We start from the raw sequence: 22752 nt of genomic DNA, 5'->3' as shown, positions 1-22752 counted from the left end.
CGCAGTGTCGACTACATCACACTTGTCCGTGCCGCCGTGCCCACGACGGCACGCCCGCCGGTGACACGGCGACCCGGACACGGACCTGGTACCTTCCCAGACGGGCCGGGGCACCGGCGTGAGAGCAGCCACCGAGGAGTTACGGGTGAACGGCAGATCCATCGCAGGCAGGGCAGCGGCGGTCGCCGCGGCGAGCATGGGCGCGCTGGCACTGCTGGCGACGACCGCGAGCGCGGCCCCGATCGATGACGCCATCACCCACCTGACGCACGTCGCCGGCGAGGACACCGCCGCCAAGGCGGGCGTCGGCGCGCTCGACAGCTTCACGAAGATGGTCGGCTCCGACACCCTGCGCGACATCTCGGCGCAGTTCATCCCGTTCTCCTACGCCGCCCCCACGTTCGGCTGTGGCAGCAACGGCCCGATCACCACGATCATCGCCGCCGCCACCTTCGAGGGCCCCGGCCCGCGCACCGAGACGAGCCTGACTCCCGGCGACATCCGCTTCAGCGCGAGCCCGCGACACACCGGTTTCGCGCTGTCCTCCGGCCTGAACGTGGCCTGGGTGAACGTGAACACCGGGCAGAGCGGCATCGTCCCGCTCGACGACCTGACCGAGTTCGGCTCGCCCTCGCTGTCGAAGACCGTGCACAGCGGCGCGGGCACCGTGGTCGCCTCCATGTGGGGCACGATCGACTACCCGGGCGCGCGCTGCGTGATGACGCCGACCGTCGGCACCTTCGTCGTCCCCGACCTGCCCGTCGAGGCCACGCCGGCCCCGGCGGCTCCGCCCGCGCCCGAACCGCAGGCCGCCAACCCCGGCTCGGGTGAGGCCAACGGTGGCGCGCCCAAGGCGGCCGCACCCGAAACCCCCGCTCCCGCACCGGCTCCGGCGCCCGCGCCCGCGCAGACCTCGCAGCCGGCTCCCCCGCCGGCGCCGTCCGCGGTCACCGTCGGCGGCTGACGCACCGTCACGGCGCACCGGTAACGGCCGCGCGCCGCTGCCCGGCCCCGGCCGCATCGGCGAACCGGATGCCCCGATCCGCCGTGTGCGCAGCGGGAACGGCCGCCGCCGACACGCGTACTCCGTGCCGAGCCCGATGCCACGGCGCCCACTCGAAGTCCGCTGGGCGCCCCAGGATCAGTTGCTCGGCCGGATACGAAGGACGGTGCCTTCCTCCGAACCCGCCAGCAGCGCCGAGGAATCGGTGGGATCGGCGACGACCGCGGTCAGCGGCTGGGTCGCGAGCACCGTGCAGGTGGCGCCGGTCTTCGGGTCGACGCGCACGAGGTGCCCGGCCAGCGTGGTGACGTACAGATCCCCGTCGCGCACCACCAGGTCGTCGACGAAATCGGACAGGGCACCGAACGAGGTCAGGTCGGCGATCGGGGTGGCCTCGGCCGGATTCGTGCGCGACAGGCGCAGCACCCGGCCGACGGGGGCACCGCCGACGGGGACGTAGTTGGCGGTCACGTAGACCGAATCACCGGAGACGACAACACCATTGGGGCCGTCGACGGATACCGCCGCCCACCAGTCCATGTCCTCGCTGCCGTCGCGGCGCAGGCGATGCACGCCGTTGGCGGTGGTCACGTAGAGGTTGCCGTCGTCGTCGAAGGCGGCGCCGTTGGGCTGAGGGAAGCCGGTGGCGAACGGCGTCGGCGTGGGATTCGCGGCGGCGGGGTCGAAGCGGACGATGCCGCCCGAACCGGCCAGCGGCGAATTGCCGGTGACGACATAGAGCAGCCCGTCCGGCCCTAGCCGGACCGCGCCGGGGGCAGCCACCTCCACCGTGGCGGTCAGGCGGCCGTCGCGGTCATACCGTTGTATCTCGCCGCGCAGGACCCGCGAGACCCAGAGATCGCCGTTGCCGTCGATACCGAAGTTCTCCGACCAGTCCAGCAGCGGGACGGTGGAACGGATCGCCACATCCTGGCTCGCCCGCCCACAATTCGTGGCCGGGGCGGCGTTCGCGGTGCCGGTGCCGAGGGAGACGGTGGTGACGAGGGCCGCGCCGACGGCAACGTGGGCGACGCAACGGCGGAACGACGACATGGAAGACCTCGACTCTTGTTGACCCGGCTCGACGCGCGAAAGTCTAACGGCTACCGCCGGGTAGTGGTTTGTCCGAATGCGCGGGCGCCCCGCCTGGCCGCGACCACAACGATCGCGTGCGGTCGCGCCCTTGTCGCGCAGGACGATTCGGCCGGCGGTAATAATCGGGGGGTGCCCTACTTCGACAGCGCCCGCGGACGGCTGCACTACCGGCGCTGGTCGGTCGATGCCCCGGCCGCCACGGTGGTCCTGCTGCCGGGCACGGGTCAGCACAGCGGGCACTACCACCGCTTCGCCGCGGCGCTGGAGCGGACAGCGCGGATCGAGTTGTTGACCCTCGACACGTCGGGGCAGGGTCTGAGCGAGGGCGACCCGGACGCCCCCGGCACCGTCGACGAGCTCGCCGCCGATGCGCGCGGGCTGCTCGCCGAGGTCGGTGCGGGCACCCGGCCGGTGCTGATGGGACATTCGCTCGGCGCGGTCACCGCGCTCGCCGTCGCCACCGGGAACCCCGATGACCTGGGCGGACTCGTCGTCTGCGGGACGCCGCGCCGCGCCGCCGAGATCGCGCCGCCGCCGCGCCTGCCGGTGCTCGCGGTGCACGGCGTGGACGATCGGCGGGCGCCCATCGATGTGATCCGGCTATGGACAGCGCGGCACGGATCGGTAGATTTGCGCGAGTACGCCGACGCCGGGCACGACCTGTTGCACGAACCGGTGCAGCAGCGGGTGGCGGCCGATATCGCGGAGTGGGTCGTCGCCACCGTGCGATGAACGATGAAGGGGGAACCGGTGCAACCGAATCGAACGGGACTGCCGAATACGGCGGCGCTCGGCCAGGCCGTGGACGAGGGCGGGCTGTGGATCGACGGCCTGCTGGTCGCCGACGGCGCGCCGGAACGGTGCGCCCAGCGCTACGAGCGGCTCGCCGACGCGGTGGACGCCCAGCTGCTCGCGCTCGGCGCCACCGAGGTGATTCCCGGCTTCGGCGGGCTCCCCTCGGGCAGCGCGCTGCGCACCGGCTTCGAGGGCAAGGCGGCCGACGCGCTGACGCAGCTGCGCACCTACGCGAGCACCGCCAGGGAGCTGGCCGCGGTGTTCCGCGCGGCGGGCGCGGCATACCAGGAAGGCGACCGCGCGCTGTCGGACTCGGTCGCCGCGCTCGAGGTGCCGGGTGGGAGCCATGCGTAGCATCTCCGGCCGCGCGCCCGGCACCGATCCCGACTACGTGCCCGTCGTCGAGGTCTTCGACAACCTCTCGCACGCCGAGATCTATCAGGCCGTCCGGCAGCTCGACCCGGCGGCGCTGAGCAACGCGGGTCAGCTGTTCCTGTCGACGTCCACCGGGCTCGGCGACGAGGTGGAGAACGCGCACGGCGAGATCAGGGCCGCCATCGCCGACGGCTGGCGCGGCGCCGCCGCCCAGCAGGCCGTCGACGCGGTCCGCGACTTCGAGCAGGCGGGCAGGAAGATCGCCGATGTGCTGACCGCGGTCGGTGTGCGCCTGAGCCAGGCGGGCGACGCGGCCGAATCGGTGCGCGCCGCCGTCGCCGAACCCACTGCGGCGCAGCCCGACCCGTCCGCCGCGCTGATCGACGCCGAGCAAGCGGGCACCAATGCCGCGATCGTGCGGCAGGCCGAGAACGCGCGCTTGGACGCGGTGCAGGCGATGGAGACGATCTACGCCGGGGCCTTCGTGCCGACCGGGTCCGGGGTACCGGCGTTTCCGGACATCGCGACAGTCGGGGGTGCGGGTGTGCCGACCGCTGGTCTCGGGGTGACGGCAGGCGTTCCTGCCGCCGCCGCGGTGGCGGGCGCGTCCGCGTCCGACGACGCCGTTCCCGTCGCGGGAAACCCCGCCGCTACCGCATCCGAGGACATCGGTGCCGACGCGACGGCAGCGGCGGGCATCCAGACCGACGGAGCCACCACCGCGGCGACGGTTCACGCGTCTCCGGGCAGTGCCGCCGCAGCGGCCGCGCAGGTCCTGCCCACCGGCGCGATGCCGAGCGCCGCCGCACCGGTCGCACAGACCGGCGGTCCGGCGGCCGCGACCTCGATCGCTCCAGCGGAACACCTCCCCGCGACGGACCCACACGCCCGCCGCGTCCGCACTTCCACCAACCGATCGTCCACCGGAACCGGTAGTACGACACCGATTTCCGGCGCGCCGAACGGCGACACCGACGGAACAGTCAACGTCATCAACGGCGCCGGCGGCGCCGCCACCAGCGGCAACGACGGCGTCAACGCCAGCCCCCACGGCAGCGGCAACGCCGGCGACACCGGAAACGCCAACGGCAGCGGCAGCGGCAGCGGCAGCGGCAGCGGCAGCGGCAGCGGAAACGCCAGCGGCAGCGGCAGCGGCAGCGGCAGCGGAAACGCCAGCGGCAGCGGAAACGCCAGCGGCAGCGGCAGCGGCAGCGGCAGCGGCAGCGGCAGCGGCAGCGGCAGCGGCAGCGGCAGCGGCAGCGGCAGCGAAGCGTCCGGCGCGGCAACGCAATCCGCGGCAGCCGGGTCGTCTTCGGGAACACTCGGCGCACCCCAGACGAGCAGCGCCAACTCCGGCGGCACGGAGACCTCGCAGGCCGCCGCCGAAGGTCGGCAGGACGCGGTCGGGGCGAGCGGGGAGGCAGCGGCGGGGATGAGCGCCGGGGCGATCGGCGGGATGATGGGCGGCGCGATGGTGGCCGCCGACCACACCAGGCCGCCCGGTGGCCCGCGTCCGCAGCCCAGGCAGGACGAGGACGAGGAAGACGACGATGACGACTTCCTGCGCTACCTCGACGAGGAGCCGACCTACCTCGAGCCCGCCGACGAAGTGAACGCCCTGATCGGCAAGATGGAGCCGACCAGCCCCGCCGTGCTCGGTGAGTGGACCGGCCGGGAGTGAACTGGCACCTCACCCCGGATCAGTTCGCACTGTCCTGGGCGCGCACCGACGGCGACCGGATCCCGTACCCGCTGGCGGTCCGCGCCTCGGCTCGCGACACCGCCGAGCTCGCCGCCCAGCAACCCGCACTCGACGCCTGGTGCGCGCGGGTGCTCGACGCCGACCTCTCGGCGGCCCTGCGGGTGCTCGCCAAGCCGGAGATCCGGGTGGAGGTGTGCGGTCGGGCCGCCGCACCCGTCCGGATTCTCGGCGCGGTCACCGGTGACGTGGCGGTGCTCGCCGTCCAGGAACCGGGCAGCGCCGAGGACCGGGGCGGCACGGTGCACGTCCAGGTCGGCAGTACGAAACGCTTCGCCGCCCAAGTGTTCTCGCGCATTCCGGCGCACCGGCCGGGCACGGGCGACCGGCTCTCCGCACTCGCGACCAGGGTGCGCGAGGACAGCCGCGACCTGGTCACCGCCCCGGTCGCCGGCCCGTCCGACGCCGCCCGGATCCGGCGCCTGCTCCAGCGGGCGCGGACCGGCATCGGCCAGATCCTCGTCGGCGCCGGCACGAGCGAATCACCCACCGGCGTCCTGTCCTGGATCGATGTCACCGGCGACGGGCGATACCTGGTGCATTCGGCCCACCGCGTCGACATCGCTCCCGCCACCCCGGACTGCGCGGCCGACTGGCTGCGCACACTGCTCCGCAACGTCTGACCAGCCCGGACAGCCTCGGCCTCGCCCCGCGAATACGGCCGCCCCGCAGAGTGCGAACGTCCGGACGGCGCTGCCACGGAGCATCGCGGTTTCGATGGCAGCCGGTCGCTCAGCAGCCGCCGAGCCGGTCGCCGGGGCCGCGCACTCCCGAATTCCGTGCCGCCGGAGTCCGCGGACCGCTCAGCGAGCCGCCCGCGGGGTCAGGGTGAGCGCAGCGGGTATCGCAGCAAAGGCGTCGCGCAGGTCCGCGGTGAGCATCGCGGCATCGGCGGGAGCGCTTCGCGCACTCCATGTTTCGAGGGCACAGTGGAACGCGGCGATGAGGATGTCCAATGCCAGCCGCGGGCGCTGGTCGGTGGCGGGGTCGAGGTCGTATCGCTCGCGCAGGAGTTCGAGGGCAGTGCGGACCGTGCGGTCGCAGAACTGCAGATTGTGCGCGCTCATCGACGGGGTGTCGTGCGCGAGACGGTGACTCAGCACGGCGCGTTCGGCCCAGCCGTCGGCGGGCATGCGGGCCACGACCGTGAGCACGGCGTCCTGCAACGTGGTCAGCAGGGTGCCCGCGCCGGGATCGGCGCCGGCGAGTTCGTCGAGGAAGGCCGTCCACAGGTCCTGTAGCGGCGCCATGGCCACGTCTTCCTTGCTGGCGAAGGTGCGGAAGAACGTGCGCTTGGAGACTTCGACGGCATCGCAGAGTTCGTCGAGGGTCGTGTGGTCGAATCCGCGCGCCGTGAACAGCTCCAGCGCGGTGTCGACCAGCGCCTGCCTGGTCCGCTGCTTCTTGCGTTCGCGCAACGGCAGTGGGCGTGCCTCGGCATCAACCATGTCGGCCAGTCTAACCGGACATCGCCCTTCGGCGGCTTTCGCCCCTTGACACCATTTGCCACTCAGTGGCAGATTCTGGGGCGATCCTCCGTTGAAAGGCGTTGTCCCATGCGTGCACTGGTCGTCGACCACTCCACCCCCTCCGGGCTACGGCTCGGTGAGGTGCCGGACCCCGTCCCGGCTCCTCATCAAGCCCTCGTCGAGGTGTCGGCGACCTCGCTCAACAGCGGCGAGGTGCGCTTCGGTCTGGCCGCCGCCCCCGACGGCGCGGTCCTCGGCTGGGACGCCGCGGGAACCGTCGTGCGGGCGGCCGCCGACGGGTCAGGACCTCCGGTCGGCACCCCGGTCGTCACCCTCGGCGAGAGCGGCGGGTGGGCGCGGCTGCGCGCGGTGGACACCGAGCTGCTCGGCGTGATGCCCGCGGGCGCCGACCCCGGCGCCATCAGCACCATCCCGGTGGCCGGCGCGACCGCGCTCCGCGCGCTGCACCGGCTCGGCCCGATCCTGGGACGGCGCGTGCTGATCATCGGGGCGAGTGGCGGCGTCGGGCGCTACGCCGTGCAGCTGGCCGCGCGTGGCGGCGCCCACGTCGTCGCGACGAGCGCGGACCCCGAGGGTCGCGGTGCCGCGCTGCGCGCGCTGGGCGCCGACGAGGTCGTCGCCGGTCCGGCCGATCTGTCCGCCGAGGTCGACGGGATCATCGACATGGTGGGCGGTTCCACGCTGGTCGAGGGGTATACGCGACTCAGCGAGGGCGGCACGCTGGTCGCGGTCGGCCACGCGGCCGAGTCGGGCGAGACCTTCCCGTACGGTGCGCTGTTCGGCGACCAGGGCCGCCACGACCGCACGCTCACCACGTTCTTCCTGCTCTCCTGCGCCCACCTCGGCCCCGATCTGAGCTGGCTGGCCGACCGTGTCGCCACCGGCGAGCTCGACCCGAGCATCGCCTGGCGCGGCGACTGGACCCGCGCGGACGAGGCGATCGAGGCGCTGCTGGCGGGCGGCCTGGACGGAAAGGCCGTGCTGGATCTGCGGTGAGGGCCTGCTAGCTCAGCCGCAGGAAGGCGGCCAGGGCGTCGAGTTCTTCCGGTGTGTCCGGCAGGTATTCGGTGAGCAGGGGCGAGCGGATGACGATGGCCTTCCACATGGCGCGGCACAGGGTCGCGTGGATCATGGTGCGCGACAGCAGGGTTCGCATGCCGAAGGGGGCATCGGCCGGGGTGGAGGTGGTCATCGACAGCACGACCACGGCAGCCTCGCGCCCACGGAACCGATCGGGGGTGCCGACGAGCACGTCCTCGATCTTGGCGCGCGCCAACAGGGTTCGGATGCGGGCGACCTGGGCTGCGTAGGGCGCGACGACGAACACGTCGTGCGGGTGCAGCCTTCTGGCCTGGCCACCGGAGGTCCAGGTCTCGCCGAGCAGGGCGCGCACCCGGCGCACCACCTCCCGCGCCTCGGCGTCGGATTCGGTGGCGCTGCCACGGTGCTCGACCAGCACGGTGCTCACCCCGGGCGCGATCCCGGCCAGATCCCGTGCGAGCGTGATGGTTTCGCTGGATCGCAGGCGGCCGTCGTAGCAGCTCGCCGACACCGGGTCACACAGCGCGGGGTGCATCCGCCAGGTGCGGTCGAGGAAGTAGCCGCGCTCCTCGGGCAGGGTGGCGGCGCCGTCGCACAGCCATTCCAGCGCCGACACCTGGACGGGTTCGGGGTGCGCGGCCTGCGCGCGCGCCGGAACCGGGTCACCGATCAGCAGCAGGTTGCGGGCGCTCACCGCGACGGCGACGGTGTCGGCCAGCGAGCTCGCGCCCGCGTCGGCGATCACCAGCAGGTCGAGCGCGCCGGGCGCGATGAGGTTCTCGTCGACGAAATCGGCGGTGGTGCCACCGATCACGCAGCCGTTGACCGCGTTGTCGAGGAAGCGCGGATACCGCTCGGCATCGATCGCCGACCATTCCGGGCCCACCGAGGCCACATCCTTCTTGGCCACCAGCTCGGGCAGCAGCCCGGCGTCGACGACGGCGTCGAAGATCCGCTCGATCACCGCGTGCGACTGCGCGACGACGCCGATCCGCCACCGGTGCCGGGTGACGAGCCGCTCGATCGCGCGGCCGGTGGTGCCGGTCTTGCCAGTGCCGGGCGGGCCGTGCACGGCCAGGTACGAGGCGTCGAGCGCGCCGACCGCGCCTGCCAGCGCGGCCGCCACGTCACCGTGCACCTCGGGCAGCGCCATACCGTCGCGCAGCCGGGGCGGGCGCCGCAGCAGCAGGTCGAAGACCGCGGTCTCGGGGACGCCGGGCAGCGTCATCAGCAGGTCCTGGGCCGTGAACTCCAGCGCCGCGTCGATCTCGGCCTCGCCGTCGGGCGGGCCGGGGGCGATGGCGGCGGGCAGGTCGTCGTAGGGCGGGCAGCCCGCGGGCAGCAGCTCTTCGAGGCGGACGGTGTCGTCGAAGTTCGCGTCGACCGCGCAGCCGAGCACGGTGGCCGTGGCGGTGGCGCGGCGGCCGAGTGCCTGGGTCATGCCCGCCGCGGCGGCGCCGTCGTAGATGGTCACCATCTGGGTGCCCGGGGTGAGCGTGGCGCCGGTGCCGAGCCTGCCGGTGAGCGTGAGATACCGCCGCATCGTCGGAAGTTGCGGCGTGCGATGCCATTTGGTGTCGACGGTGCCCCATTCGGCCACGAGAACGCCGGGCGAGTCGGCCCACTCCCCGACCGGATGTCCGAGCCGATCGATGTGCGCCCACCACCGCGGCTGGCGCTCCCTGCGGTGATACCCGAGCACCGCGGCCGTCACCGCGGCGGCTCGCGCGGCCTCGCCGGTGGCGCCCGCCGCGAATTCGGCGAGCGCGGCTTCCAGCGACCCGGTCCGCAGCGACGGCGGCACATCCGACTCGGCCACCACGAACCGGCTGCCCGGCACCTCGATCCCGGCCTCGTCCGCCCGCTCGAGCAACCAATCACGCAGCGCGAGTACACGTCCGGCCCGCCCGGACCAGTCCGCCGGGTAGTGATCGTCGGGTGTGATCGCGCCGGTCGGTTCCGCCGACCCGGGAATCCCGTGCGCTGCCGCACCATGGACAGAACGGGACGACACCCCCGCATCGGCCGCCGCTCCCACGCCCACCGGGCCGGATGACACACCCGCCCCCGCTGACCCACCCGGGCCGGGTAGCGCTGCCGGACCGGCCGGGTCGCCCAGAGCGTTCGCCGCAAGTTCGAATGCCGTTGCTCCATCCGGTCCGACTGCGGCCTCGCGCGAAGGGGCGTGCCCGGTCGGCGCGACCCGACCGAGCGCCGAATCATCCGGAACCGCCTCGGTGGAGCCGGCGGACCTGGGCAGGAGCGCGGTGAGACCGTCGAGGTCGTAGGACTGTTCGCCGATCAACAGGGCGGTGCGCACGATCGGGGCCAGGTCGACCAAGGCACCGTCGGCGAGGAGCTCGTCGAGCAGGTCGGCGCCGGTGCCGAGGCGCCCCGCCCAGTCGAGCAGGGCCGTGCGCACGCCCGAACCGTAGTGGTACACGCGCACATTCGGGTCGATCGCGCGGTGCTCGCCGATGATGTCGAGGAGTTCGTCGAGCACCTCGGTCTCGACGGCGCCGGACAGGACAGGCTGGTAGACGACCGAACGCGCGTCGGCCAGCTCCACGGTGGCGACGGCACCGCGGGCGTCGAGGTCGACGAGCAGGGCGAGGTCACCCGCCGACGGTGCGGGCAGGGCGCCGAGCGCGGTGGCGTCGCGCAGGGCGAAAGCCGGTGCGCCGGTGCGCTCCCGCTGCAACTGGATCTCGGCCTGGCGCCGCAGGGAGGTCACCGTGCGCGGGGTGAGACCGGTGACGGGGGTCGTGGTGGTGGCGAGCCGGTCGATGGTCAGCACGCCCGCCTCACGCAGCCTGGCGCGCTGGGTCGGCCGAATCCCCGCGACCAGCAACAGGTCCCGCGCGGTGCGCACCGCGTCGCGACACCGCGCGCACCGGCCACACGCCAGATACCGCGGGTCACCCCACTGCACCGGCAGCAGCTCGATCGACTTCTCCTCGACGATCCGCTCCAGCCGGCCCCGCCGCGCCAGATACACCGGCGCCAGCTCGTCGGCCCGCACGCGCTGTTCCCCCGCCGCCGTGGACAGCGACGCCCACGCGTCCACCTCGACGCCCGCGGCGGCGAGCAGCTGCGCGCAGGCGGCGATCCCGAGGCGCGCCCGCGTCACGATCCGCGCCGAATCGGCTTCGCGCACACCGACCGACGCGGTCGCCCGCTCGAACGGCGTCCGGCCCGCCGCCAGTTCACGCCGCATCACCCTCGGATCGGCCGAAGAGGCGCCGTCGACCCAGGCCTCCGCCGCGCTGGGAGCCGACACGGCACCGTCTCCACCGGCCGCCGCCTCGTCGACGTCGGCTGAAAACTGCCCCGCCGTCCCCTGCGCCGACCGATCGACGTCCCCGGACCCGAACCCACCGACACGTTCGGTGTCCCGATCGGCGGTGACCGTCTCCCCCGCGGGGTACGCGCGCGCGGCGGTCGACAGCGCGGCGGCACGCTGTTCACCCTCCGGCGAGTACCCGGCATCACCCGGCTCGCCGTACGCACGCGGCCGATCACCGGCGGGCACGCCGACAGGGCCACCGGCCCCGGCGCACAGCATGTATCGACCGGTGGCCGCATCACGGACCAGAAGATCCACCCCGCAGGCGAATCGACCGTCGAAGAACACCGCGCCATGGATGGCGGCGGCACCCGCCCGCACGGCGGCGATGGTCTGTTCGGCGGCCGCGGTGAGTGCGGCGATGCGCGCGGCGGGGACGGCGCCGGGCGCGTCCGGCGCCTCGATGCGGACCAGGGCATCGCCGTACCGGCGGAGCACCTCCGGGGACACCTCGGCCGCGCGAACGAGCGGCAGCGCGGTCTCGGCGACGCCTGGCAGGTTGCCGAGGGCGGCGTCGACGGCGCGCAGCAGCGCGAATTCGCAGTCCGCCGCGCGCACGAGGTCGCCGACGGCACCGATCACCCGATCACCGGAGACGAACAACCGCGGCCCTCCTGCTGTGTTCACGCACACCCGACGGCAAACACCTTAACCAGCACGGCGCGCGTCCAGGGCGCGCCCGGCGAACATGTCGAGCAAACGCCGAGCAGCCCCGGCGCTCAGGATCGCGGCTTGCGCCGCTCCGTGCGCGGCCGGAAGTCCCGATCCCGCCGCGGACCGCGCGCGTTCAGCCGCTGCGCCGGCGGGCCCTGATCGGGCTGCAGCTGGATCAGCACGCCGCTGATCCTGGTGCGGCGCAACGCTTCCAGCGTCTCGTGCGGCAGGTCGGCGGGCAGCTCGACGAGGCTGTAGTCGGGCCGGATGCTGATGTGCCCGAAGTCGCTGCGGCGCAGTCCGCCCTCGTTGGCGATGGCGCCGACGATCGCGCCCGGCACCACGCGGTGCCGCTTGCCGACGCTGATCCGGTAGGTCGCCAGCTCCTGGCCGGTCTCCCGGGAGAAGGAGGGGCCGCGGCTGCCACGGTCCTCGTCGTCGTAGCGGCGCGGGGCCCGCTCGCGGTCCCGATCCCGGTCGCGCTCGCGACGCGGCGCGGGCTCCGGCTCGGGCTCCATGAAGAAGTTGTCGCCGTCGAAGCCGCCGACGGCCAGCGCGGCCGCGATGTCGACCAGCGGCGTGTTGTGCTCGGCCTCGTAATCCTCGATCAGCTTGCGGAACAGCGCCACATTGTCCGAGGACAGGTTCTCGGTGATCATGTCGCCGAACTTGGTGACGCGGGTCGCGTTCACGTCGTCCACGCTGGGCAGCTGCATCTCGATGAGCGGGTGCCGGGTGGCGCGCTCGATCGACTTGAGCAGGTGCCGCTCGCGCGGCGCGACGAACAGCAGCGCCTGACCGGAGCGGCCCGCGCGGCCGGTGCGGCCGATGCGGTGCACGTAGGACTCGGTGTCGTGCGGGATGTCGTAGTTGACGACGTGTGAGATGCGCTCCACGTCGAGACCACGCGCGGCCACGTCGGTGGCGACCAGGATGTCGAGCGCGCCCGACTTCAGCTGACCGATGGTGCGCTCACGCTGGTTCTGCGCGATGTCACCGTTGATCGCCGCGGCGGAGAAACCACGCGAGCGCAGCTTCTCGGCCAGCTCCTCGGTGGCCTGCTTGGTGCGGACGAAGATGATCATCGCCTCGAAGTCCTCGACCTCGAGCACGCGGGTCAGGGCGTCGAGCTTGCGCTGGTGCGAGACCTGCACGTAGCGCTGGGTGATGTTGGTGTTGGTCTGCGTCTTCGACTTGACCGTGATCTCGACCGGCTCGTTCAGGTACTGCTTGGAGATCTTGCGGATCGCGCCGGGCATGGTCGCGGAGAACAGCGCGACCTGCTTGTCGTTCGGCGTGTCGCGCAGGATGCGCTCGACGTCTTCCTGGAAGCCCATCTTGAGCATCTCGTCGGCCTCGTCGAGCACCAGGTAGCGCAGCTGCGACAGGTCCAGCGTGCCCTTCTCCAGGTGGTCGATCACACGACCCGGCGTGCCGACGACGACGTGCGCGCCGCGGCGCAGGCCCGACAGCTGCACGCCGTAGCTCTGGCCGCCGTAGATGGGCAGCACGTGCAGGCCGGGGATGTGCGAGGAGTACTTGCCGAAGGCCTCGGCGACCTGGATGGCGAGCTCACGGGTCGGCGCGAGCACCAGCGCGCTCGGCTTCTTCTGCGCGGTGTCCAGACCCATCAGGATCGGGATCGCGAAGGCCGCGGTCTTGCCGGTGCCGGTCTGCGCGAGGCCGACGACATCGGCGCCGGACAGCAACGGAGGAATGGTCGCCGCCTGGATCGGGGACGGCGACTCGTAGCCCACATCGGCGATGGCCGCGAGGACGCGGTCATCGATCCCGAGATCGGCGAAAGTCGGGCCTTCTTCGTGCCTGTCGTCGTCGGCAGGAACGCTGTCGACCTCATTGGTACTCATTGACCAGCAGTTTACTGCCTGGCGGTAGCTGTCCCGGCCACCGGGTGAATACGGTGAGACCTATGCAACTGCAGAACGGGTCAGCACATCAGGAACCGGCGCCCGCCGAGGTGCCCATCTCGGTCGTCCAGTTCGCCCCGGAGACCGATCCGGCGGCCAATCTGACGACGCTGCGCGAACACCTCCGCCGGGCCGCCGAGGCAGGTGCGCGGGTGGTGCTCGCCCCCGAGTACTCGATGTACGCGGTGACCCGCCTCGACGAGCGGGTGGTGGCGATCGCCGAACCCCTCGACGGCCCGTTCACCAGCGGACTGAGCGCGCTCGCAGCCGAATTCGGGGTGTATCTGGTGGCAGGCGTCGTCGAGCGGCCGTCGCCGGAGGCGACCAGGATCAGCAACACGCTCGTCGCCCACGGGCCCGACGGCGCGCGCGTCGCGGTCTATCGCAAGGTCCACCTGTACGACGCGTTCGGTCACAAGGAATCGGACGTGGTCGAGGCCGGGCCGCTCGTCGCGCCCGCGACTTTCACCGTCGACGGTGTGATCTTCGGCATGCAGACCTGTTTCGATCTTCGTTTCCCGGAGGGATGTCGGCGTGTCGCCGCGGCGGGCGCCCAGGTGTTGCTGCTGCCCGCGCAGTGGATTCCCGGCCCGGCCAAGGTCGACCAGTGGACGACGCTGCTGCGCGCCCGCGCGATCGAGAACACGATCTACGTGGCGGCGGCCGATCAGTGCGCGCCGCGCGGTGCGGGCGCGTCGATGATCGTCGACCCGGCGGGCAGCGTGCTCGCCGAACTCGGCGACGAGCCGGGCGTGCTCACCGCGACGGTGGACCCGGCGCACGTGGCCAGGGTCCGCACCGCCAATCCGAGCCTCGCCCTGCGCCGTTTCGAGATCACCGAGCGCGTGTCGCCGCTGCCCGTGGCGGAGTAGCGTTCGAGGCGATGGTCTATCCGGATCGCGCAGCGGCGGGCCGCGTCCTCGGCACGGCCCTCGAACACCTGCGGGACACGCGTCCCCTGGTGCTCGGGCTGCCGCGCGGCGGTGTGCCGGTCGCGGCCGCGGTCGCCGCCGAGATCGGCGGTGAGCTGGACGTGCTGCTGGTCCGGAAACTGGGCCTGCCCTGGCAACCCGAGCTGGCGATGGCCGCGCTCGGCGAGACCGGCGTGCTGGTGCTCAACCGGGACGTCATCGAGCGTGGCGGCGTCACCGAGGCGGCCTTCGACGAGGTCGAACGGGCCGAACGCGCCGAATTGGCCCGTCGCCAGGCCGCGCTGCGAACCACCGAGCCCATCCCGCTCACCGGGCGCACCGTGGTGATCGTCGACGACGGCATGGCGACCGGCGCGACCGTCGTGGCCGCGTGCCGCGTCGCCCGCGCCCAGCGGCCCGAGCGCCTGGTGGTGGCGATGCCGGTGTCCTCCCCCGAGGCCGCCCGCCGCGTCCGGCGCGAATGCGACGAACTCGTCTGCCTGTGGACACCGGCCGAACTCGGCGGCGTCGGCATGGCCTACACCGACTTCCACCAGCTCAGCGACAACGAGGTCACCCAGCTGCTGACCTAGTCCTCCTCGTACACGACGTGACAGCGCCGGGTGTGGCGGTTGAGCGCGGCGGGGTCGAAGCGCGGTGTTCGGTGCCGCGGCGGCTGCGGCGCTGCTGGCGCTGTCACCGCCGAGCGGTCACGTCCTCGCCGTCGACCGGCTTCGCGGCTGACAGGGAAAGGTCAGCCGAAGCATTGGCCTTCGCCGCGGTAGGTGGGGACCGTTGTGCGCGAACCGGATTCGTCGACGAGGTGGATCTCGGCGAAGCGCTCGCACAGCTCGCCCGCCTTGGCGTGGCGGAACCAGACGCGGTCGCCGATCTCGAGTTCGGCCCCGCCCGCGAGCGGGGTCTGCACCTCGCCCGCTCCTTCGGCGCCGAGCAGCTTCAGTCCCGCGGGCCAGACCGGCAGCGGGACCCGGCTCGGCCCGGCGGGGCCGGAGGCGATGTAGCCGCCGGCGAAGACCGTGGCGATGCTCGGGGTCGGCTTGCGCAGGACCGGCGTAGCGAAGAACAGCGCCGGGCGCGGCGTGAAGGACCGGTAGTGGTCGAACAGGGTCGGCACGTACAGGCCCGAGCCCGCGGTCACCTCGGTGACGTCCGGATCGGAGATGGAGACCTCGATCGACCCGGTACCGCCACTGTTGACGATCTCGAGCGGCCCGGCCACCATGCGGACCGCGTCGAGCACCAGGGTGCGCCTGCGGCCGATCTCGATCGCCGACAGGCGCTTGACCACCCGCACGGCGGGATTGCTGTCGGGCAGGCCCGCGATCTGGGCCTCGTAGGTCATCACGCCGACCACCTCGAAGCCGCGCTTGCGCGCCTCGGTGGCCAGCACCGCGGCCTGGTCGGGTGTGCGCACCGGCGAACGGCGGGTGCCCAGATGCAGCGGGCCGATGCGCAGCGCGGCGTCGACATCGAGGCAGACGCGCGGGTGGACGGTGTCGGTCCCGAGGGCGGCGCGGGTGAGGTCGAGCTGGGCGACGTCGTCGATCATCAGGGTGATCGCGCTGAGCAAGCTCGGCGCGGCCGCGAGTTCGGCCAGCGCGGCCCGGTCGAGGACGGGATAGCCGAGCAGGATGTCGCGGGCGCCGAGGCGGGCCAGCCAGATGGCCTCCCGCAGCGAGTACGCCATGATGCCGGCGAATCCGCCCTGGGCGGTGAGCCCGGTACCGAGGACCCGCTCGAGCACCGCGCGGCAGCGCACCGACTTGCTGGCGACCCGGACCGCGACCCCGTTCGCGCGGCGGACCAGGTCGGCGGCGTTGGCGTCGAGCGCGGCGAGGTCGACCGCGGCCAGCGGCGGGTCGAGTTCGGCGGTCGCCGCGTGCAGAGCGGGCAGCGATGTCGTGTGGGTCACCCGACTACTGAACCACCTATCTGGTCAGTCGTCCAGCATTGGCGCGGTCAGGCCTCGACGGCCTTGAGCGTCAAGCAGCCGACCAGGTCGTCGATGACGACCAGGGTGGTCTCGTCGTTGCCGTCGGCCAGCCAGCGCAGCACCGCGCCGTGGATGACCGAAACCATATAGGTGGCAACCGAATCCAGCGGTTCGAGCCACTCGGTACCGGAGAGCCGGGCGGACAGCCCGAGGAAGCTGATGGCCTCGTCGTCCATCCGCTGGAACATCGTCGCGGCGGTGGGATCGCCGATGGTCTCGCCGCCGGGCGACCACCGCTGCCGCAGGGTCTGCAGCGCGGCCTCGTAGGCGGCGACCTGACGGTCGGGCGCGGCCTTCACCAGCGGCCAATACGCACTGAGCCCGGCATGCAGCAGTACCCGCAGTGCCCGTACGCCGGTGGCGTCCGAGCTCGCGGCCGCCTCCTCGACGGCCTGGCATACAGCAGGTCGCAGCGAGGTTTCGGAAAGTTCACGACTGGCGCTCAACGACAACTCCTCGGCAACAAATTTCGCTGCCCGCGGCGGTGCGAGCTTCGCGGAGAGATCGTCCGGATGCGGATCAACCTATCCAACAAGCTCGATCTTAGAAGGTTTTCTGGATTCACGAACTGGTTCAGCCGCCCTTTTCAGACTGAAAGATTGTTTTGTTACCCGAATGCGACCTTATGTAAAACCGACCATACGGCTTGAATTTGTCCATTCGGCGACTTCGGCGCCCCAGGCCGCAGTCGGACTACCGATCAATACTACAAGTCACCGCAGGTCCGGCCACTTCCTGTGGGCGAAGGCACAGTGGCACCCGGCGAAACGGACACAACACAGTGCGTGTCGGAACGGCGAACTCGGGCGCGGCGGCGACAATCGCGCCGATAACCTGGTCGAGTGACTCTCTCGCCTCCCGCCGATCAGTTCGCCCTGAGCGGCACCTTCAATTTCCGCGATGTGGGCGGACTCCGTGCCGCCGACGGCGCGATCACCCGATCCGGCGTGCTGTTGCGCTCGGCCCAGCTGAGCGGTCTCGACGCGAAGGGGCACGACACCCTGCGCGCGCTGCGCGTCACCGATGTGCACGACCTGCGCGGCCTGCCCGAGATCGACCACATCGGCCACGACTCGCTCCCCGAGGGCGTGCGCCTGCACGTCACCCCGTTCGACTCCAGGATGGGCGAGGCCCCGCCGCACGAGGCCGAGGAGGCCGTCTCCGCGCGCGACCACATGATCGAGGTGTACCGGGCTTTCCCGGTGATGCCGGAGGCGAGCGAGGCGATCATCCGGCTCGCGAACTCCCTCGTCGAGGGTGACGGCGCCGCGCTGGTGCACTGCGCGGCAGGCAAGGACCGCACCGGCTGGGCGGTGGCCACCCTGCTGCGCGCGGTCGGCGTCACCGAGGACGACGTCTACACCGACTACCTGGCCAGCAACGCCGCCGTCGAGCCGCTGCGCACGATGCTCGAGCCCAAGATCGCGGCGGGCGCCGAACTCTCCGACGACCTGCTCGGCGTGCAGGTCGACTACCTGCGCACCGCCGACACCACGGTGCGCGAGAGCTACGGCGACACCGAGGGGTACCTGCGCGCGATCGGGCTCACCGGCGCGCTGCGCGCCGCCCTGCGCGCCCGGCTGCTCTGAGTCAGAGCCCGCTGACCCGGCGCTGACGGACCGGCAGCACCGCGCTGACCAGTCCGTCGGCGTCGATGCTCACCAGATTGCCGGTGTGGAACCACGTTCCGCTGAACCGCACCGCCGAGGCGCCGGGATCGTTCCAGTACCGCCTGCTGACATTCGGTCCGCGACACAGCAATTCGCCGCGACCCGCCGGCGCCTGCGGCCCCGCGAGCGCCAATTCGGTACCGCCGAAGGCGAATCCGAGGGTCGATCCGGATTCTGCCCGGTCGGTGTCGTCGACCATCAGGCCGATGCCGCTGGTCTCGGTGGCACCCCACACCGACCACTGCCGCGCGGCGGGGAACTGCTCGCGCAGCGCCGCGGTGAGCGAGGCGGGCGCCGCGGCGGCGGCCCGCTCGGAGCGATGACAGGCCTTGCTGATCCGCCGGACGCCGCGCCCGGCGTCGCTGCCGACGAGTTCGGGCAGCAGCCCCGCCAGGATGCGCGGGGTGGCCGAGACGGTGTCGATCCGCTCGGCGGCGAGGACATCGGCGAGGCGGTGCGGGCGCGGCGCCAGCACGACGGTGCCGCCGACCGCGAAGGTCGGCAGCAGCTGATCGACGCAGCCGCTGGCGTGCGCCAGGGGCAGCAGCATCAGATTGCGGACACCGTCGGCGGGCAGATCCAGCGCGCCGACCACCGAAGACACCGCCGAGAGCAGGTTCTCGTTGGTCAGCTCCACACCGGTCGGCACCGGCTGCCGTACCGCGGTGCCGGTGTAGCAGAGCAGCGCGGGGTCGGCCAGGGCCGCGCCGTCGTCGATGTAGGCGGCGCTGTCGGGCAGCGGCCCGTCGGGGCCGAGCACGAAATCGGCACTGCTGTCGGCGATCACGCGCTCGGCGATCGCGGCGGGCAGCGTATCGGGGACGAGCACCGGCACGGCGCCGGAGAGCAGCGCGCCGAGGAAGGCCTGCACCCAGCGCGCGCTCGTCGGCATGTGCACCGCGACCCGATCGCCGTAGCCGATGCCGTGATCCTGCAGGCCGCCCGCGATGCGCGAGGCGCTGTGCCACAGTTCGCGGTAGGTCAGGCGCGGGCCGCCGACCTCGACCACCGCCTCGCGGCCGGTGAACGTGTGGACACGCAGATCGAGCAGCTCGGTCAGGGCCGGATTGAGATCGCCGTAGCGCAGGATGCCGTCGGAACCCCTGGTCAGCCGCCCGGCCGCACCCTTGGTGGGGAACTCGATGATGGTCGCGCCCTGCTCGTTCTCGTTCTGACCCATCCCCGACCTCCACGTACGTCGATGCGGTACCGCACCACCGACTATATGACGTGGATCACAGCGCTGTCAGTCACTCGGGCGGGTCATTCGCCGCGATAGGTCGCCTTACCGGGCCCGACCTCGAGGAAACTGCGCACCGCGCCGCGCAGGTCGGCGGTCTCGAACAGCTCGCCGGAGACCTCGGGCGTCACCGAATCCGCGTGCGCCACACCACCGGAGCGCCAGGCCTCGATGATCTGCTTGGTCGCGGCGTGCGCGCGGGTCGGGCCCTCGGCCAGGCGGGTGAGCAGCGCGGTGGTCGCGGCCTCGAGGTCCTCGTGCACGGCGTTGACCACGCCCCACTCGGCCATGGTCGCGGCGTCGTAGAGGTCGCCGGTCATCACGAACTCGCGGGCGCGACCGGAACCGGCGCGCTCGGCCAGGCGCTGCGGGCCGCCCATCGACGGCGTCAGCCCGACGACCGTCTCGACCAGCCCGAACTTGGCCTTCGGCGCGGCCAGGATGATGTCGCAGGCCAGCGAGATTTCGAAGGCCGCGGTGAGGGTGAGCCCGTGCGCGGCGAACACCACCGGGCACGGCAGCGCCTCGAGCGGGTGGATGATCTGGCCGAACAGGTCACGCCACAGCTGCGCCCCCTGCTCGACGCTGAGCCCGTCGAAGACGTTGACGTCGACGCCGCCGGAGACCACCTTGCCCTCGGCCTTGATCAGCACGGCCCGCGGCGGCTGCTTGCTCACGGCGGCGATATCGGCGATCAGCGAGTCCATGAGCGCGCGGTCGAACAGGTTCAGCGGCGGGTGGGCGAGGGTGATGGTGGCGATCTCGGCACCGGCGGCGGTGAACTCGCGGGTGAGGCGGGTCGGGTTCGTTTCACTCATGCCGTCAGCCTAGAACCGGCGGAACGAGACCGCGCCCACACAGCGGAACCAGAGAGGTGTCGGTACTCGTTGGCAAGATGAGCTGTCGGGGACCACGGTGCCCTACAGTTCGTTTCGTCTCAGGCGATGAGGAGGACGACGCCGTGTTCAACAAAGCGATCGAGAAGGCCGTGGTCGATGTACTCGACACCGGTTCGAAACTGCAGGCGCCCGCCGTGCGGCGCTATGTCGAATTCCTGCGTGAGCGTCATCCCGGTGAGAACCCGGCCCAGATCGTGGAGCGGCTGGAGAAGCAGTACCTGCTCGCCGTCACCGGCAGTGGCGCCGCGGTCGGCGCGACCGCCGCCGTGCCCGGTGTCGGCACCCTGGCCGCGCTCGGCGCGGTCGGCGCCGAGACGGCGTTCTTCATGGAGGCCTCGGCCCTGTTCACCCTCGCCGAGGCCTATGTGCACGGCATCGAGCCGGAGGACAAGGAGGCCAGGCGCGCGATGGTGCTGGCCGTCGTCCTCGGTGACGCGGGCATGGCGATCGTGCAGAAGGGCCTCGGCACCTCGTCCAAGAACTGGGCGGGCGCCCTCGCCAACAAGGTCCCCGGCATGGCCGCGATCAACAACCGGCTGCTGCAGCAGTTCATCAAGCGCTTCATCACCAAGCGCGCCGCGCTGATGGCGGGCAAGATCCTGCCCGCGGGCATCGGCGCGGCCATCGGCGGCGCGGGCAACCGCGCGCTGGGCAAGGTGACGATCGACAACGCGCGCAAGGCCTTCGGGCCCGCGCCCGCGGTCTGGCCGACGCCGCTGCACCGGGTGATCGACGCCGACCCGCTGCCCGCCATCGACGCCGCCCCGGCGAAGAAGCCGTGAGCGCGGGCCGCGGCGACGCCGTGCGGGTGCGAGGCGTCGGCAAGCAGTTCGACCTGGTCGACGCCGTGCGCGCGGTCGACTTCGCCGTGGCGGCCGGGACGGTGACCGCGCTCGTCGGCCCGACCGGCGCGGGCAAGTCGACCCTGCTGCGGATGATCCTCGGCCTCCAGCGGCCGAGCAGCGGGACCGTCGAGATCGACCTGCCCGGCTCGGGCCCGCGGCGGATCGGCGCGGTCCTCAATCCACGTGGCCTGCATCCGGCGCGCACCGTCCACGACCATCTGCGGTGCTACGCGCCGGTGGCCGGGGTGTCGCGGCGGCGCGTCGACGCGGTGCTCGGCGAGACCGGGCTCGCGGCGGTGGCCGACACCGTCATCGCCGGGTTGCAGCCGGGTCAGCAGACCCGGCTCGCCCTGGCGACCGCGCTGCTCGCCGATCCCCCGCTGCTGGTGCTCGACGATCCGTTCGTCGGCGCCGAGCCGTTCGAACGCGGCTGGCTGCACGACCTGCTGCGCCGCCACACCGCCCGCGGCGGCACCGTGCTGGTGAGCTCGGACAAGCTCGCCGATGTGGTGGCGAGCGCGGATCAACTGGTGGTGCTGAGCGAGGGCGCTGTCGTCTGGCAGGGCACCCCGACGAAGCTGCGCCGCGGCCATCCCGACCGGCTCGTCGTCGCGGCGTCACCCTCGATCGCGCTGGCCACCGCGCTGGCAGCGCGCGGCTTCACCGACGCCGTGATGCGGCCCGACGGACGCCTCGCGGTCGCCGAGGCGAGCGAAGCGACCATCCGTTCCATCGCCGAGACCGCGCAGGTGCGCATCGCGAGCGTCGTCACCGACCCGATCCACCCCGACCGGGTGCTCGCCTCGCTGACCAAACCGCGCCGCCACCGGCACACCAGGCCGACAACACCGGCGGCTCCCGCCGTGTTCGCCCCGGCCCCGACCTCCCCCGGGATGCCACGATGACCTCCTCCGTGCTGCCCGCCGACCTCGTCCCCGGCATCGAGTCCGAGGCGCGCAAGGTACTCGCCGTGCGCCAGTCCCGGCTCCTGCTCGGCGCACCCGTCGTGCTGGCACTGGTCGCGACGCTGATCACCGGGCTGATGGCCGGACCGATCGATCCGAAGGGCCAGCCCGCCACCGGCGCGGCGACGATCGGGCTCTACCTCGGCCTGATCGCGACCTTCGTGGTGTCCGCGCTGCTCGGCATCGCCGCAACCGGCGGCGAGTACCGCCGCAAGACCATGGCGCTGACCGTGCTGTTCGCGCCGGACCGCGATCGTCTGGTCACCGCCAAATACGTCGCGCTCGCCGGGTACGCGTTCGCGATCGCGCTGGCCGCCGAGCTGGCGAGCCTGCTGGCGCTCGTCGTCGCCGCCCGCGGCAAGTTCGAATTCGGCTGGACCCTGCTCGAGGTGCTCGGCGCCGGTCTGTTGGTGGCCATGTGCTGGGCGGTGCTCGGCGCCGGGATCGGGCTGCTCACCCGCACGGTCAACAGTGCGCTGTGGCTGATCCTCGGCTGGGCGTTCGTGCTGGAACCGCTGGTCTGGCTGGTGGCCAAGGGCTCCGGGGCCGGTGGCTTCGCCGCGGTGCTGCCGGTCGCGGCGACCGTCGCGGGGGTGAGCGCCGGCTCCTTCGCCGAGGCGGAGGTCTTCGCGCCGACTCCCGCCGCGCTGGTGGTGCTGCTGTTGTGGACCGCCGGGGTCGGCGCCGCGGGCTGGTGGGACCTGCGCAGCCGCGACCTGTAG

The 22752-nt window shown here is 72.4% G+C and carries 20 protein-coding genes; 12 read left to right on the top strand and 8 right to left on the bottom strand.

Annotated features, from left to right (window positions below):
• Positions 1-145 precede the first annotated feature (145 nt).
• The gene (locus AB0H56_RS04705) at positions 146-964 is read left to right on the top strand and encodes a hypothetical protein (RefSeq protein WP_357157118.1); all 819 of its coding nucleotides are present in this window, start codon (positions 146-148) and stop codon (positions 962-964) included.
• Positions 965-1141: 177 nt separating this feature from the next.
• Here the strand turns inward: AB0H56_RS04705 and AB0H56_RS04700 are convergent, their stop codons facing one another.
• Positions 1142-2056: a hypothetical protein gene (locus AB0H56_RS04700; protein WP_357157115.1), complete on the bottom strand. Its 915-nt coding sequence runs from the start codon at positions 2054-2056 to the stop codon at positions 1142-1144.
• A 171-nt stretch (positions 2057-2227) separates the two neighbouring features.
• Here AB0H56_RS04700 and AB0H56_RS04695 point away from each other — a divergent pair, with 171 nt between their 5' ends.
• From AB0H56_RS04695 to AB0H56_RS04680, 4 genes are read left to right on the top strand one after another with little or no spacing between them, the layout of a single operon-like run.
• Positions 2228-2830 (top strand): alpha/beta fold hydrolase, encoded by a 603-nt coding sequence (locus AB0H56_RS04695; protein WP_357157112.1) that lies wholly within the window; start codon positions 2228-2230, stop codon positions 2828-2830.
• Positions 2831-2848: 18 nt separating this feature from the next.
• Complete coding sequence (locus AB0H56_RS04690; RefSeq protein ID WP_357157109.1) at positions 2849-3247, top strand: hypothetical protein; 399 nt, start codon at positions 2849-2851, stop codon at positions 3245-3247.
• The gene (locus tag AB0H56_RS04685) at positions 3240-4949 is read left to right on the top strand and encodes a WXG100 family type VII secretion target (protein ID WP_357157106.1); all 1710 of its coding nucleotides are present in this window, start codon (positions 3240-3242) and stop codon (positions 4947-4949) included. The genes AB0H56_RS04690 and AB0H56_RS04685 overlap by 8 nt, the downstream gene beginning before the upstream one ends.
• Positions 4946-5650, top strand: a complete 705-nt coding sequence (locus AB0H56_RS04680) for an ESX secretion-associated protein EspG (RefSeq protein WP_357157104.1) — start codon at positions 4946-4948, stop codon at positions 5648-5650. The genes AB0H56_RS04685 and AB0H56_RS04680 overlap by 4 nt, the downstream gene beginning before the upstream one ends.
• Before the next feature lie 180 nt (positions 5651-5830).
• Here the strand turns inward: AB0H56_RS04680 and AB0H56_RS04675 are convergent, their stop codons facing one another.
• Positions 5831-6475, bottom strand: coding sequence for a TetR family transcriptional regulator (locus tag AB0H56_RS04675; protein WP_357157101.1), 645 nt, complete (start codon positions 6473-6475; stop codon positions 5831-5833).
• 108 nt (positions 6476-6583) lie between these two features.
• Here AB0H56_RS04675 and AB0H56_RS04670 point away from each other — a divergent pair, with 108 nt between their 5' ends.
• Positions 6584-7513, top strand: coding sequence for a zinc-binding dehydrogenase (locus AB0H56_RS04670; RefSeq protein ID WP_357157098.1), 930 nt, complete (start codon positions 6584-6586; stop codon positions 7511-7513).
• A 7-nt stretch (positions 7514-7520) separates the two neighbouring features.
• Here AB0H56_RS04670 and AB0H56_RS04665 read toward each other — a convergent pair whose 3' ends face one another.
• Both AB0H56_RS04665 and AB0H56_RS04660 read right to left on the bottom strand, forming a co-directional pair.
• Entirely contained in the window at positions 7521-11531 is a 4011-nt protein-coding gene (locus tag AB0H56_RS04665; protein ID WP_357157095.1) for an AAA domain-containing protein, read from the bottom strand.
• 92 nt (positions 11532-11623) lie between these two features.
• Positions 11624-13426 (bottom strand): DEAD/DEAH box helicase, encoded by a 1803-nt coding sequence (locus tag AB0H56_RS04660; RefSeq protein WP_357157092.1) that lies wholly within the window; start codon positions 13424-13426, stop codon positions 11624-11626.
• Between the two features lie 62 nt (positions 13427-13488).
• On the opposite strand from AB0H56_RS04660, the gene AB0H56_RS04655 reads away from it, so the two are divergent.
• Positions 13489-14358 carry a carbon-nitrogen hydrolase family protein gene (locus tag AB0H56_RS04655; protein WP_357157089.1) on the top strand — a complete coding sequence of 290 codons (870 nt, stop codon included), beginning with the start codon at positions 13489-13491 and terminating at the stop codon, positions 14356-14358.
• An 11-nt stretch (positions 14359-14369) separates the two neighbouring features.
• The gene (locus AB0H56_RS04650; RefSeq protein ID WP_357157086.1) at positions 14370-14990 is read left to right on the top strand and encodes a phosphoribosyltransferase family protein; all 621 of its coding nucleotides are present in this window, start codon (positions 14370-14372) and stop codon (positions 14988-14990) included.
• 161 nt (positions 14991-15151) lie between these two features.
• Here AB0H56_RS04650 and AB0H56_RS04645 read toward each other — a convergent pair whose 3' ends face one another.
• Positions 15152-16330 carry an alanine racemase gene (locus tag AB0H56_RS04645; RefSeq protein WP_357157083.1) on the bottom strand — a complete coding sequence of 393 codons (1179 nt, stop codon included), beginning with the start codon at positions 16328-16330 and terminating at the stop codon, positions 15152-15154.
• A 47-nt stretch (positions 16331-16377) separates the two neighbouring features.
• Positions 16378-16857 (bottom strand): TetR family transcriptional regulator, encoded by a 480-nt coding sequence (locus tag AB0H56_RS04640; protein WP_233000480.1) that lies wholly within the window; start codon positions 16855-16857, stop codon positions 16378-16380.
• Positions 16858-17253: 396 nt separating this feature from the next.
• On the opposite strand from AB0H56_RS04640, the gene AB0H56_RS04635 reads away from it, so the two are divergent.
• Positions 17254-18000, top strand: a complete 747-nt coding sequence (locus tag AB0H56_RS04635; protein ID WP_357157079.1) for a tyrosine-protein phosphatase — start codon at positions 17254-17256, stop codon at positions 17998-18000.
• Position 18001: 1 nt separating this feature from the next.
• Here AB0H56_RS04635 and AB0H56_RS04630 read toward each other — a convergent pair whose 3' ends face one another.
• Positions 18002-19261 carry an AMP-binding protein gene (locus AB0H56_RS04630; RefSeq protein WP_357157076.1) on the bottom strand — a complete coding sequence of 420 codons (1260 nt, stop codon included), beginning with the start codon at positions 19259-19261 and terminating at the stop codon, positions 18002-18004.
• 83 nt (positions 19262-19344) lie between these two features.
• Entirely contained in the window at positions 19345-20139 is a 795-nt protein-coding gene (locus AB0H56_RS04625; protein WP_357157073.1) for an enoyl-CoA hydratase/isomerase family protein, read from the bottom strand.
• Positions 20140-20282: 143 nt separating this feature from the next.
• Here AB0H56_RS04625 and AB0H56_RS04620 point away from each other — a divergent pair, with 143 nt between their 5' ends.
• From AB0H56_RS04620 to AB0H56_RS04610, 3 genes are read left to right on the top strand one after another with little or no spacing between them, the layout of a single operon-like run.
• A complete protein-coding gene (locus AB0H56_RS04620) occupies positions 20283-21002 on the top strand; it encodes a hypothetical protein (protein WP_357157070.1) in 720 nt (239 codons plus the stop codon).
• Entirely contained in the window at positions 20999-21970 is a 972-nt protein-coding gene (locus tag AB0H56_RS04615; protein WP_357157067.1) for an ATP-binding cassette domain-containing protein, read from the top strand. The genes AB0H56_RS04620 and AB0H56_RS04615 overlap by 4 nt, the downstream gene beginning before the upstream one ends.
• On the top strand, positions 21967-22752 hold the full coding sequence (locus AB0H56_RS04610; RefSeq protein ID WP_357157064.1) for an ABC transporter permease: 786 nt from the start codon (positions 21967-21969) through the stop codon (positions 22750-22752). Before AB0H56_RS04615 ends, AB0H56_RS04610 begins: the two co-directional genes overlap by 4 nt.

The organism is Nocardia sp. NPDC050717 (genome assembly GCF_040654275.1).
In the GTDB taxonomy this organism is placed as follows: domain Bacteria; phylum Actinomycetota; class Actinomycetes; order Mycobacteriales; family Mycobacteriaceae; genus Nocardia.
The sequence above is the reverse complement of the archived record's forward strand: the minus strand, read 5'-3'. Positions and strand labels throughout refer to the sequence as shown.